Raw genomic sequence first — 11,580 nt, 5'->3', positions numbered from 1 at the left:
GGGCAAGCCCGCTCACTACAATTAGAGTTTGAAGGGGGTCAGACTTCCGGCAGGGTAGATCCACCATCCACCACCAGGGTCTGACCGGTGATATAGCTGGCGAGGTCGGACGCTAGAAACAGCATGGCTCCCGCGATATCCGCCGCTACGCCCAAACGCCCCAGGGGCACGCGGCTGGCGATGCTGTCGTTCAGCGAGGCGTCGCCCAGATTGCCCATCGCCGGGGTGGCGATCATGCCGGGTTCTACACCGTTGACCCGCACGTTCAACGGCGCCAACTCCAGCGCCGCATTGCGGATAAACCCGTTGACCCCGGCCTTGGACGCCGCGTAATGACTCAGCCCAGGGTAGCCGACCCGGTTGCCGGTAACGGAGGACGTCACCAGCACACAGCCTCGGCCTTGTGCGCGGAACATCGGCAACGCCGCCTGAGTCAGCCAGAACAGCGCCGACAGGTTGACCGCCAAGGTGCGCTGCAGGAGTGCCGGGGTGATGTCTTCCAGGGCGGTCAATGGAAAATAGCCGGCGTTGTGCACCACGGTGTCGAGCCGGGTCAGCCCCTTGACGCAGGTGAATACCGCCTCGGCTTCTGCCAGGTCTACGCCCAGCGCTTCCACGCAATAACCTTGCGCGCATAACTCAGCGGCCACGCCCAGGGCCTGTTCCAACAGGCGATCGGCAATCACGACCCGCGCGCCACGCTGAGCGAACGCTTCGACGATGCCACGCCCGATACCTTGGGCACCCCCGGTGACCAACACCACTTGTCCGCTGAATTCCAGGTCATTCATGGAGGTTCTCCAAATGGGCGAAGGCCAGGGTCGGGACGTCGACGATGCTTGAACCGCCGTCGGCTACCACCGTGGCACCGGTCATGATCGAGGCATCACTGGATGCCAGGAAGCGGCACACCTTGGCGATTTCCTCTGGCTGGGCGGCTCGTCGCAAAGGGACGTCGGCGCACACCCGTGCATAGGCCTGCTGCAAGCTATCGCCATAAGTGTCCATCAACGGCTGCATTTCCGCATCGGCCATGGGCGTGTGTACCCAGCCTGGACATACTGTGTTCACCCGCACGCCGTGAGGGCCGTAGTCCCGTGCCAATGAGCGGTTCAACCCCAGCAATGCATGCTTGGCCGTGGTGTAGCCGCACACTTCAGGCCCCGCTGCCAGCGAGGCAATGGAGCCGATCAGTACGATGTTGCCTGCGCTTGCCTGCAGCAGCGGCAGGCAGGCGCGGGCACTGTAGAACGCGCTGTCGAGGTTACTGCGCAGGGCGTCTGCCCAGGTGGCGGGGAGGGTCTGGGTCGCGCTGCCCAGGCCATGCCCACCAGCGCAGGCCAGCAGCACATCGAGGCGACCATAATGCTCGCGGATCTGGCGGATGAAACCCTCCCAGGTGTCCGGGCAGGCGGCATCGCCCACCAGGATCAGCCCACCCGTTTCGCGCGCCACCTGTTCCAGCGGCTCGCGACGCCGGCCCACCAGCACCAGGCGTGCGCCTTCTTCGGCGTATAACCGTGCGCAGGCCGCGCCGATGCCGGTACCGGCTCCGGTGATCAGTACCGTGCGCGGCTCAGTCACGGGGGTACTCCGTGCGGTTGAGCACCTGGCAATAGGAACTGACCGGAAAGTTCGACAGCGCATCGAACGACGTCCCGGCATAGCCGAAGATTTTGCCGTCACTGCGGTGCTGTTGCAGGTCGATCAGCACCAGGCCGAGGGTGGGCACGATCTTTTCCTGCCACACGAACAGGTACAACTGATCGGCGATCTTGTAGTAATGGCAGCGGTCGGTATCGCACAGGCCTTGCTCCACACCCTTCAAACACTGCCAGGCATAGAAGCGTTCATTGAGATAGATGTGCTCGTAGACTTCGCTGGGGCTATAGCGGTATTGGTTGCGCAGGCCCACCAGTTCGTCGGTGGGGGCATGTTGGCAATGCCCGGCCTGCCACGGACGATCGAGACTGCCGTGGAGGAAGTCAACTTCGACCGAGGTCAGCGGCTTGCCGGCCAGAGCTCTGTGGTAGAGACCTTCGTGGGTGGCTTGCTGATCCGGCAGACGGCCGATCACCGCCGTGAACGATGCGTTCGGCGTATCCAGCACCAGGCTGATCGACCAGCTGTGCCCAGCTTCTTGTTTGATGAAGTCCACCAGGTACAGGCCTGGGCGGATCGAGGTGGCGCGGTAAGGCGCGCTGCCGCTGGAGTGGCCATCGGCGGCGTGCCAGGCCAGGCGCTCTTGCTCAAAGCGATGCTCGATCTGCCAACCATTGGCAAAGTGCAGGATGAAGGTCTTGCCGGCCAGTTCGGCGAGGTTGGGCAGGATGAAGGCTTGCGGGGCAAAACCGTCGGCCAGGGCGCCCACGGTGATCCAGTCTGGAGAGCTTGTCATGGCACGCCTCCTTAGGCGACGGCGAAGTAGTGTTTGACGAAACTCTCGCTGACCACTTCCCACAGCACGGGTGTGCCCTTGGTCACGAACCAGCTGTCACCGGCCCTGTAGTGTGTGGATTGGCCCGTGGTTTCGTCGGTCAGCACCACTTCGCCAGTGACCACCGTGGCCTGTTCAGCGAACGGGTAGACCATGCGGAACTTGCCCTGGGTGGTGCCGAAGTACGCGCTGCTGACCGGGTCGGTGGGGGCGCCGAAGGTCATTTTGCCGAAGGCACGCACCTCGCCTTCGAGGATCTCGGAGCCGAGGTCGGCCACGGTGCCCCAAGGGTCGAGTTCCGACAGCTGGACGTTGTGCTTGAGGGTAGTGAGGGTCATGGCAGTTGCTCCAGTTGAGTAAAAAATAGGGTTAGCGGCGCCCGTTCCAATAACCGGAAAGTTGGTGCCAGGATTTACCCGCCGTCAGCAGCAAGGGGCGGATCGCGTCCTTGCCGATGATGGTCGGGCGATGAATCGAGCTGACCAGGTCGTAGCGTGCCGAGCCTTCGCTCATGCCTTCGGCCAAGACCTTGCAGATGATGTGGCTGGGGGTCACGCCGAAGCCGGAGTAGCCCTGCACGAAAAACGCGTTGCTGCGCCCCGGCAAGGTGCCGATCTGCGGGAACAGGTTGGGGCTGCAGGCCATCGGGCCGCCCCAGGCCAGGTCGATCTTCACGTCCTTGAGGTAGGGGAAAATCTTCAGCATGAGGTTGCGGTTCCAGGCCTTGAGGTCGCCGGGAATATGCTCCACCAACGGCGTCGCGGCGCCGAACAGCAGGCGGTTCTCGTTGGTAACGCGGTAGTAGTCGATCACTGGGCGAATGTCGCTGTAGGCCCCGCGAATTGGGCTGATGCGCTGGATCAACTCCTCGGACAACGGCTCGGTCATCATTTGGAACGCGTAGGTGTTGATGGTCGAGCGGTGCAGCTCTGGCTCCAGCTTGTTGAGGAAACTGTCGCAGGCCCACAGCAACTTGCTCGCACGCACCGAACCACGGCCGGTGCGCACGGTGATGCGTTCGCCGTAGCTGACTTCCAGCGCCGGGCTGTTCTCGAATATCCGCACGCCATGGCTGGCCAATGCGGTGGCTTCGCCCAGCAGCAGGTTCAGCGAATGCACGTGCCCGCCGCCCATGTGCAGCAGGGCGCTGGTGTAGGCCTTGGAGCCGATGATCTGCTGCACGTCGGAACCGCCGAGAAAGCGTATTTCGTGCTGGCTGTTGATCGACTTGAAGTCTTTTTCCCAGGCGCGCAGGGTTTTTTCCTGGCGGGCGTTGAAACCCATGTAGCCGTAGCCGTGGCAAAAATCCGCGTCGATGTTGTACTTGGCGATGCGGTTCTTGATGATGTCGGCGCCCAGGTCGCTGATCTCGAACACCTGGCGCAGGCCGTCTTCGCCCACGTCTTTCTTGATCTTCTCCAGGTCATGGCCGATGCCGGCCATGATCTGCCCGCCATTGCGGCCGGTGCCGCCGAAGCCCAGGTAGCGTGCTTCCAGCACCACAATGTTGGTAATGCCTTTTTCCGCCAGTTCCAGGGCCGTGTTGATGCCGGAAAAACCACCGCCGATCACCACCACATCGGCGTCGATATCCTGCTCCAGCGTGGGGAAACTGAGGTTGTATTTTTTGGTGGCGGTGTAATACGTAGGGGTTTCGATGTTGATCATGGCGCAGCCTGAAAAGGTGAAGGAAGGCTCTAAAGCGGATGCCTCCATTAGGGGCCCTGGCGGGATGGAAGTCTTGACCCTGCGTGCCCAGGCATTTGATTCAGCGCGCCATGGGCAGGTGCTGCCAACAAGTTATAGCGCGCTCACTGGCCGGGAATGCTAGAGTTTCGTTAAATTATTAACTAAATACTTCGTGACCCTGATCCCTATGTCCAAACCGCGCCAGTCCCTGACCTTGACCCTGCTGCAAGCCCGCGAAGCCGCGATGAGCTTTTTCCGCCCGTCCTTGAACGAACACGGCCTGACCGAACAGCAATGGCGGATCATCCGCATCCTTGAACAGTACGGTGAGCTGGAGATTTACCAGTTGGCGGAACTGGCCTGCATCCTCAAACCGAGCATGACCGGCGTGTTGGTGCGCATGGAAGCTGCCGGCATGGTGCACCGGCGCAAGGCCGAGCAGGACCAGCGCCGTGTATTGGTGACCCTGGCCGACAAGGGCAAGGCGAGTTTCGAATCCATGAGCCATTGCATGGAAGCCAACTACCAGCGCTTGCAGGATCAGCTGGGTGCAGAGAAGTTCGAGGCCCTGTTGGGCCTGCTGGAGGACTTGAAGAACATCAAGCGTTGAGGGGGTGTTTCAAACGGCACCGATCAACATGCTAGGGCTGGCTGGGTGGCGGCCACGGTCGTTTTATTCAGGTTGATTGAGTACCTGGCCGCCACAGGAGCATTCGGCGTACTACCGCTCCGGCTGCACTTTGCCCAGCAGCAGGTCCGAGGCTTTCTCGCCGATCATGATTGCGCCGGCGTTGGTATTACCGGTAATCAGGGTCGGCATGATCGACGCGTCCGCTACCCGCAATCGTTGCAAGCCGTGGACACGCAGTTGGTCATCGACCACCGCCATGGGATCGTTGCCCATTTTGCAGGTGCCTATCGGGTGAAACACGGTGCCCAGGTTTTCCCTGATCCACTGCTCGATGTGCTCAGTGCTGCTGACCTTCGGCCCAGGCACCAGTTCGCCTCTCAAGCGTTCGGCAAAGGCCGGAGTCGCCGCCAATTTACGCACCAGGCGAAAGCCTTTTACCAGGGTGTTCAAATCCTCTGGATGGCTGAGGAAGTTGCCGTCCACCTGGGGTTTTTCCTTCGGGTCCGCAGAGCGCAAGCGCACCTGGCCACGGCTTTTGGGATGCATCACCGCCACGTGCAAACTGATGCCGTGACCTACGGGAACCAGACGTTGGGGCTGGTTCTTCAATGCCGGGGCGACAATCAGACCCAACTGCGGCGCGGTATCGGCAGGATCGAGGCGCAAAAAGGCACCGGACTCCACGGTGTTCGAGGTCAATGGACCCCGTCGCGCTGCCAGGTACTGAAACGGCGAGGCCGCCAATGGCAACATTCCGCGAACAGACAGCCCGTAACCCAGTTCGCTGTCGCTGCGGTACATCAAGACAATGTCCTGGTGATCCTGCAGGTTTTGCCCGACTCCCGGCAGTTCGTGGTGCTGGGTAATCCCGTGGCGGGCCAGTTCTTCGGCCGGCCCAATACCGGACAGCAACAACAGCTGGGGTGAGTTGATACTGCCAGCGCTGAGGATCACTTCTCGCCGGGCCTTGAGCGTGAACGTCTGATCTCCCTGACTGACTTCGACACCCTCGGCACGCTTGCCATCGAGCAACACCCGATGAGTCAGGGTCTCGCTGAGCACGGTTAAATTCGGTCGAGACAACGCCGGGTAGAGAAACGCTCGGGCAGCGCTGCAGCGCTCGCCGTTGATCTGGGTGACGTGAAACGCACCATACCCTTCCTGTTCCTCGCCGTTGAAGTCGTTGTTGTAGCGCCAGCCCATTTGCGCCGCAGCATCGTAGAACACTGAGTTGACTGCGCTTGGGCTACGTTGGTGGGTGACGTTCAGTTCGCCGTTCTGACCATGCCACGGCGAAGGTCCTGGTTCGAAATGCTCGGAGCGGCGAAAGTACGGTAACAGGTCGTCGTAGCCCCAGCCCCGGTTGCCGGCCGCCCCCCAGCGATCGTAATCGCTGCGGTGGCCCCGCACATAGATCATGCCATTGATCGCACTTGAACCGCCCCAGACCCGACCGCGAGGGCAGGGGATCGGTTGGTCACCCCTGGCCGATTGGGGTTCGAACTGATGCATCCAGTTCCATTTCGGATTGGCGATCAAGCGGATGATGCCCGCCGGTGTGCGTATGTAGGCCCCGGGAAACAGCGTGCGATCACTGGGCCCTGCTTCGATCAGGCACACCGAAACCCCGGGTTCGGCAGACAGTCGGTTGGCCAGCACACAGCCGGCCGAACCTGCGCCTACCACGATGTAGTCGAACGTGTGTGCGGGGGATTGGGTCATGACAATTACCTCGTTGACGATAGAAAAACAGCTTCAGAGCCCGAGCATCGAACCGATATCCAGCATCACTTGCAGCCCAACCACAAAGCCATTACCGCTCAACTCTCGGGCGCCAGGGTTGTAGAAGTTGTCCGGATTGATCAGGTACTGCACGCTCGGCTCAATGGATAAGTTGCGGCTAAGGGCAAAGTGACCGTTGGCTTCCAGCGCGTAGACATCGCGGTCGCCCAAGCGCGGGTCGCCGTTGTTGTCGGTGCGCATCCGTTGCTGAAATTCCAGTTGGTGCGGGTTGATTCGCAGGTAGCTGGCCTTGAAGTTGAGTTTGTCCTGCGGCCGGTCGAAGGGCGCGAGATAGGTCAGACCGGCTTCGGCAAAATGGCTGAAGGGCTGCTTGTCATCGGCGGCAGCCGACAGCGAGCCGAACACTTGTAAACCTTGCAGGTTGGCGCGCCACAGCGTTTGACGGAACTTGAAGAACGCGCCAGCGGTACCGTGGTCACTGGCACCGGTCAAGGGATCGACCTGCTTTGAGGTGTTGAAATAAGCGTTGAGTTCGTACTGGGTGGTGTCGTCGCCTGGCTTGCTGCCGATGCCCAGCAGGAAGCTGGTACCGCTGGCGTCGTCGGTGCTGAAGTCCAGGCCCTTGCGCTTTTTCAGGTAGTCCACCGGGTTGGATTCGAACGCCCCCGCGTGTACGTACAGGCTTGGGTTCACCTGGTATTTCAGGTAGCCGCCCCAGGCGCCGTAGGGCGGTGGCAGCACGCCGGTAGATGAGTCGATGATCGGGTCATTGCAGGTGACCACTGTGTCGCAGTTGTAGATGTAGAAATAGCGTCGGGCATTGGTGCGTCCCAAGTGCAGGTCGAGCCGGCCATCGAGCCATTTTTGTTCGAAGGTCAGCAGGCTCAGTTGGTTGCTGGTGATGTCGTTGTGAATCGGTGCCCCGCCGAAGTAACTGCCGGCGGCACCTTGCCAGTTGCGTGAGGTAGGTTGTCCGGTGCCCTGATCGAGGATGAAGATCGTTTCTTCGACATGAAGTGCCGAACCTTCGAGGCCGGCCAGGGTGCCGAGGTTGATATCAGCCCCGACGAACAGGTCGCCACTGTTGCCAAAACTGTTAGGCCTTGGGCCGGTGTCGAGGTTTTTCATCGACAGGCTCCAGAATTGTGCGTGGGTACTCACGCCGTTCAGCTCGAGTTGTTCACCGAGTCCGGCCAGCGGTCCGCTGCGGGCGTTCTCGGCGCAATACGCGGACAGACTCAGGACGCTGGTGCAGAGCAGCACCGGCAGAATGCGAAGGGTTTTCATGGCAAGGTACTCGTCTTTTTATTGTTTTTTTTTGCGAACGTCCGCCTGCGCCATGCAGGCGGTTCCAGGCTATGGCCAGCCCATGTCGGTAAGGTGTCAGACGCAGAGGTAGCCGCCGTCCACCGCCAGCACGGCGCCGGTGATGAAGCTGGCGCCAGGGCTGCAAAGGAACGCGGCGGCACTGGCGACTTCAACCGGCTCGCCCCATCGCGCCAGCGGTGTACGTTGCATGATCCGGCCGGTGGCTTCGACGTCAGCCTTGAGGCCTGCACCCAATGGCGTGTCTATCCAGCCCGGGGCGATGGCGTTGACCCGAATGCCTTCGGCGGCATACTCGCCTGCCAGCGACTTCGTCAGTTGCACGATGGCGCCTTTGCTGGCGCTGTAGGCCGGGCGATCGGCTGAACCGAAGGTGCTGAACATTGACGCGATGTTGAGGATGCTTCCACCCCGTTTCGCCAACAGAGGTCGGGCCAACTGGCTCGTGTGCATGGCGGCGGTCAGGTTAAGGCGCAGCACCCGCTCGAAGGTCGCCAAGTCGTATTCGTCACGGTCGCGACTGATGCCGGCGCTGTTGACCAGCACGTTCAGGCCCGGCAGTTCGGCGAACACCTGTTCCAGTTGTGGGTGGTCGGTGATGTCCAGTTCCAGGTGTCGGACCCGTGGGTGGCGTAGTGCATGTTCGCCGTCAGCGGCCAGGCCAACGGCCAGGACCTCGGCGCCAAGCTCTGCGAAATGCACGGCAATAGTGGCGCCGATGCCGGAGGTGCCGCCGGTGACCAGCACCTGCTGGTGCAAATAGAGATTGTCTTGAAAAATCATGCTTTGCTCCTTTAAGCGTCGGCCAGGTCCGGATTGGGGTTGACCAGTATTTTGATCTGCGACTTGTCCCGCAGCAGCGCTTCGAAACCTTGGTCCACCGCCTGCTCCAGGGATACGCAGCGAGTCACCGCACGGGCCAGGTCGAGATGGCCGTCGGCGACCAGGGCGATCAGTTCGGGATAGACGTCCCGGTAGCCGACGCTGCCAAGCAGGCGCAGCTCTCGGTTGACAAGGTCAAAGGCGTCCAGGCGGACCTCGCCCATAAGGCTTACCAAGACCAACTCGCCGCCCTTGCGCAGGCTGGCCAGAGCGGCGTTGAGACTGGCCTGGCTGCCGGCTGCTTCAAAGGCGCAATCCATGGCGCCGCCTTCTCGCAACCGCGCTGCCGTGTCACCGTCCCTGGCGTCGAGCACCTGGGTGGCGCCGAATTCTTCGGCCAGGGCCAGGCGTTCCGGGCTGAGGTCGACGACAGTGATGTCGTCCACGCCGCGAAGGCGGGCCAGCATCACCAGCAGCAAACCGATCGGGCCGAGGCCGAACACCACGCAGCGTTGCCCGGGCGCCAGGCTGCTGCGGTGCAAGGCATGCAGGGCGACGGCAGCCGGTTCGAGCACGGCGGCCTGACGCAAGCTCACGGTCTCCGGCAGGCGGTGCAGCATGTAGGCCGGCACCCGTGCACGTTCAGCGAATCCGCCGTCCCCCATCAGGCCGATGAAGCCCATCGACTCGCAGAGGTTGTAACGGCCTTCCCGGCAGTAGCGGCATTCGCCGCAGCGGTACTCCGGTTCTACCGCTACCCGGTCGCCGACCTTCAGGTCCACCACCCCTGCGCCTAGGGCGCTGACCACGCCGCAAAACTCGTGACCGAGGGTCAGTGGCGCACGGCAGCCAGAGAGGGGGTGGGGCTCGGCTTGGGGAATTGAGTGCGGTCCGTCCTGGTATTCGTGCAGGTCGCTGCCGCAGATTCCGCAGTAGGCAACCCGTAGTTCGACTTCACCCGTGCCAGGTCCCGGGAGTTCCAGGTCGCTCAGGCGCAGGTCGCGAGCAGCATGCCAGCGCAGTGCTTTCATGATTGGTTTCCTTGCATGGCGTTGGTCACTGGAGCGCTGCGGCGGGCGAGTACCGCCGGCGCGGTTTCTTGCAGGAACAGCGAGAGGACGGCGGCGAGCAGGGCACCGCCGCAGGAGATCCACATGACGATGGCCAGGCCGAAGCGGTCAGCCGCGAAGCCTGCGATGGTGGGCGCGACGAAGCCGCCGATCAGTTCTCCCAACCCCATGATCAGGCCGAGGGCAGTGGCAACAATTGCGCGCGACACGGTCTCTGCCGGAATGGTGGCCATGAAGAGGGTGAAGCAGCCGAGCCCGGTGTAAGTCAGCAGCAACAGCAAGCCAAGGCTGGTGGCGTCCGGTGCGTAGAGCATGGCCAGCGGGCAACAGGCAGCGAGCAGGGAGAAGATCACCAGGGTAGGTCGGCGACCGAGGCGATCGGAGATCGCTGGCACGGCAAAGCCCCAGACCACCCATGCGGCGCCCAGGCAGCTCATCAGATTGCCCATGGTGGTCGGGCTGAAGCCGCGGGTGTTAACCAGAAAGATCGGGGTAAAGGAGATCAGCACGATGAACCAAGTGACGAACACGCAGCTGATCAGGGTGCAGAGCAGGATATTACGGCTCTTCAACAACGCCAGGCGACTGCCTTTCGGAGCGTCTGCACTGACTGCCGGCACCTTTTCGCGGGCTGGGTCCGGGCGCACATAGCGCCAGATCAGCCAGGCGATTAACAGTCCTGGCAGCAGTGAGACGATGAAGGCATGGCGCCAACCGAAGGCCTGGGCCAAGGCTACGAGCAACGGCGGGCCAATGACCGCACCTAGCAGGCCGGCTGCCGAGCCTTGCAGCAGGCCCATATTCAGACCGCGCCGATGGGGTGAAGAGGCCTCCACCATCAGCGATTGTGAGAGCGGCAGGATCGGCCCCTCGGCGAGGCCCATGATGCCGCGGAACAGCAGCAGACTGAAGAAACCACCAACGAGCCCGGACAGCGCCGAGCACAATGAGAACAGGATCACCGCAGCGACTAGCAACGGCTTGCGCTGGCCGCGGCGGTCTGACCAGGCGCTGACCAGCGCGCCGGACACTGCCCAGGCCAGGGCGAGTACTGAGGAGAGCATGCCTAGATGGCTATTGCTCAGTTGCAGCTCCTTCTGCATGAAGGGGAACAGGAACGATAGCGCGAGGCGGTCGAAGAAGACGAATCCGAAGGTCAGGAACAGCACGCTGAGGAGGACGTTTTCGTAACTGGCGGATTTTTTATTATGTGCCATGTCGGTCTCCAGGCCGGGTTGGCCGGCCAGCAGGGAGGGCGCGTCGGTAAGGCGCGGCGCGCGTCTTGGGTCAGCGGAATAGAGAGTCGATGTAAGCGGCGCCGATGCCGATCTTCTCGTAGTGCTTTCGGCACATCGCGATGTAGTCGTGGACGTCGAAGAAACCATCAGGATTACCGCTCTCGTCGAGCCAGATCAGCGGGCCCTTGACGATGAAGAACGCGCGCATTGGCTCTTCGTGTTCGTAGGCAACCAAGGTATGGCCTTCGCCGGGTGTTTCGTAGACGAAGTCGCCAGCGGTGGCGGTCCAGTCATGCTCCAGGTAGCCCCACTTGCCGCTGATGGTGTAGGCGAACACCTCGTGGGGGTGGTAGTGACGGTTGACCAGGCCCGCAGTCGTCGACATCAGGATGTCGCACCAGCGATTCTCGCTCGGCGAGATCCACAGCGGTCGCGACTTGACGGTTTCGGTGAAGGGCACGTAGAGGCTCTCGTCCTCGGTCGGCGCGTTGTGCAGGTAGACTTCCGGTTTAGCGTCGGGCTTGAAGCAGTCAGGGATGGGTTGCAGGTCTTTCCAGAATTCACGGTTGGCGGCTTCGGGCATGATTGGCATCTGACGTTGTTATGGGTGAGTCGAATATAACG

At 61.9% G+C, this 11,580-nt stretch carries 12 protein-coding genes; 1 reads left to right on the top strand and 11 read right to left on the bottom strand.

What is annotated here, in order from left to right:
• Nucleotides 1-38: 38 nt before the first annotated feature.
• From ACRESD_RS17265 to ACRESD_RS17245, 5 genes are read right to left on the bottom strand one after another with little or no spacing between them, the layout of a single operon-like run.
• A complete protein-coding gene (locus tag ACRESD_RS17265) occupies nt 39-791 on the bottom strand; it encodes an SDR family oxidoreductase (RefSeq protein ID WP_431752025.1) in 753 nt (250 codons plus the stop codon).
• Nucleotides 784-1,584, bottom strand: a complete 801-nt coding sequence (locus ACRESD_RS17260) for an SDR family NAD(P)-dependent oxidoreductase (protein ID WP_431752024.1) — start codon at nt 1,582-1,584, stop codon at nt 784-786. The genes ACRESD_RS17265 and ACRESD_RS17260 overlap by 8 nt, the downstream gene beginning before the upstream one ends.
• The gene (locus tag ACRESD_RS17255; RefSeq protein WP_431752023.1) at nt 1,577-2,398 is read right to left on the bottom strand and encodes a molybdenum cofactor biosynthesis F family protein; all 822 of its coding nucleotides are present in this window, start codon (nt 2,396-2,398) and stop codon (nt 1,577-1,579) included. Before ACRESD_RS17255 ends, ACRESD_RS17260 begins: the two co-directional genes overlap by 8 nt.
• Nucleotides 2,399-2,409: 11 nt before the next feature.
• The gene (locus tag ACRESD_RS17250; protein ID WP_431752022.1) at nt 2,410-2,775 is read right to left on the bottom strand and encodes a cupin domain-containing protein; all 366 of its coding nucleotides are present in this window, start codon (nt 2,773-2,775) and stop codon (nt 2,410-2,412) included.
• Between the two features lie 31 nt (nt 2,776-2,806).
• Complete coding sequence (locus tag ACRESD_RS17245; RefSeq protein WP_431752021.1) at nt 2,807-4,105, bottom strand: NAD(P)/FAD-dependent oxidoreductase; 1,299 nt, start codon at nt 4,103-4,105, stop codon at nt 2,807-2,809.
• A gap of 208 nt (nt 4,106-4,313) precedes the next feature.
• On the opposite strand from ACRESD_RS17245, the gene hpaR reads away from it, so the two are divergent.
• The gene (gene hpaR, locus ACRESD_RS17240) at nt 4,314-4,736 is read left to right on the top strand and encodes a homoprotocatechuate degradation operon regulator HpaR (RefSeq protein WP_431752026.1); all 423 of its coding nucleotides are present in this window, start codon (nt 4,314-4,316) and stop codon (nt 4,734-4,736) included.
• Nucleotides 4,737-4,847: 111 nt separating this feature from the next.
• On the opposite strand, the gene ACRESD_RS17235 is transcribed toward hpaR, so the two are convergent.
• The 6 genes from ACRESD_RS17235 to ACRESD_RS17210 all read right to left on the bottom strand — a co-directional run bounded on the left by ACRESD_RS17235 (nt 4,848) and on the right by ACRESD_RS17210 (nt 11,539).
• Nucleotides 4,848-6,479 carry a GMC family oxidoreductase gene (locus ACRESD_RS17235; RefSeq protein ID WP_431752020.1) on the bottom strand — a complete coding sequence of 544 codons (1,632 nt, stop codon included), beginning with the start codon at nt 6,477-6,479 and terminating at the stop codon, nt 4,848-4,850.
• Between the two features lie 33 nt (nt 6,480-6,512).
• Nucleotides 6,513-7,787, bottom strand: coding sequence for a carbohydrate porin (locus ACRESD_RS17230; protein WP_431752019.1), 1,275 nt, complete (start codon nt 7,785-7,787; stop codon nt 6,513-6,515).
• 96 nt (nt 7,788-7,883) lie between these two features.
• Nucleotides 7,884-8,609: an SDR family NAD(P)-dependent oxidoreductase gene (locus ACRESD_RS17225; protein ID WP_431752018.1), complete on the bottom strand. Its 726-nt coding sequence runs from the start codon at nt 8,607-8,609 to the stop codon at nt 7,884-7,886.
• Nucleotides 8,610-8,620: 11 nt separating this feature from the next.
• Nucleotides 8,621-9,679, bottom strand: coding sequence for a 2,3-butanediol dehydrogenase (locus ACRESD_RS17220; protein ID WP_431752017.1), 1,059 nt, complete (start codon nt 9,677-9,679; stop codon nt 8,621-8,623).
• Nucleotides 9,676-10,935 (bottom strand): MFS transporter, encoded by a 1,260-nt coding sequence (locus ACRESD_RS17215; RefSeq protein WP_431752016.1) that lies wholly within the window; start codon nt 10,933-10,935, stop codon nt 9,676-9,678. Before ACRESD_RS17215 ends, ACRESD_RS17220 begins: the two co-directional genes overlap by 4 nt.
• 70 nt (nt 10,936-11,005) lie before the next feature.
• The gene (locus ACRESD_RS17210; protein WP_431752015.1) at nt 11,006-11,539 is read right to left on the bottom strand and encodes a 2,4'-dihydroxyacetophenone dioxygenase family protein; all 534 of its coding nucleotides are present in this window, start codon (nt 11,537-11,539) and stop codon (nt 11,006-11,008) included.
• Nucleotides 11,540-11,580: the final 41 nt, after the last annotated feature.

It is taken from the genome of Pseudomonas sp., from assembly GCF_050739995.1.
Classification (GTDB): Bacteria; Pseudomonadota; Gammaproteobacteria; order Pseudomonadales; family Pseudomonadaceae; genus Aquipseudomonas.
The sequence above is the reverse complement of the archived record's forward strand: the minus strand, read 5'-3'. Positions and strand labels throughout refer to the sequence as shown.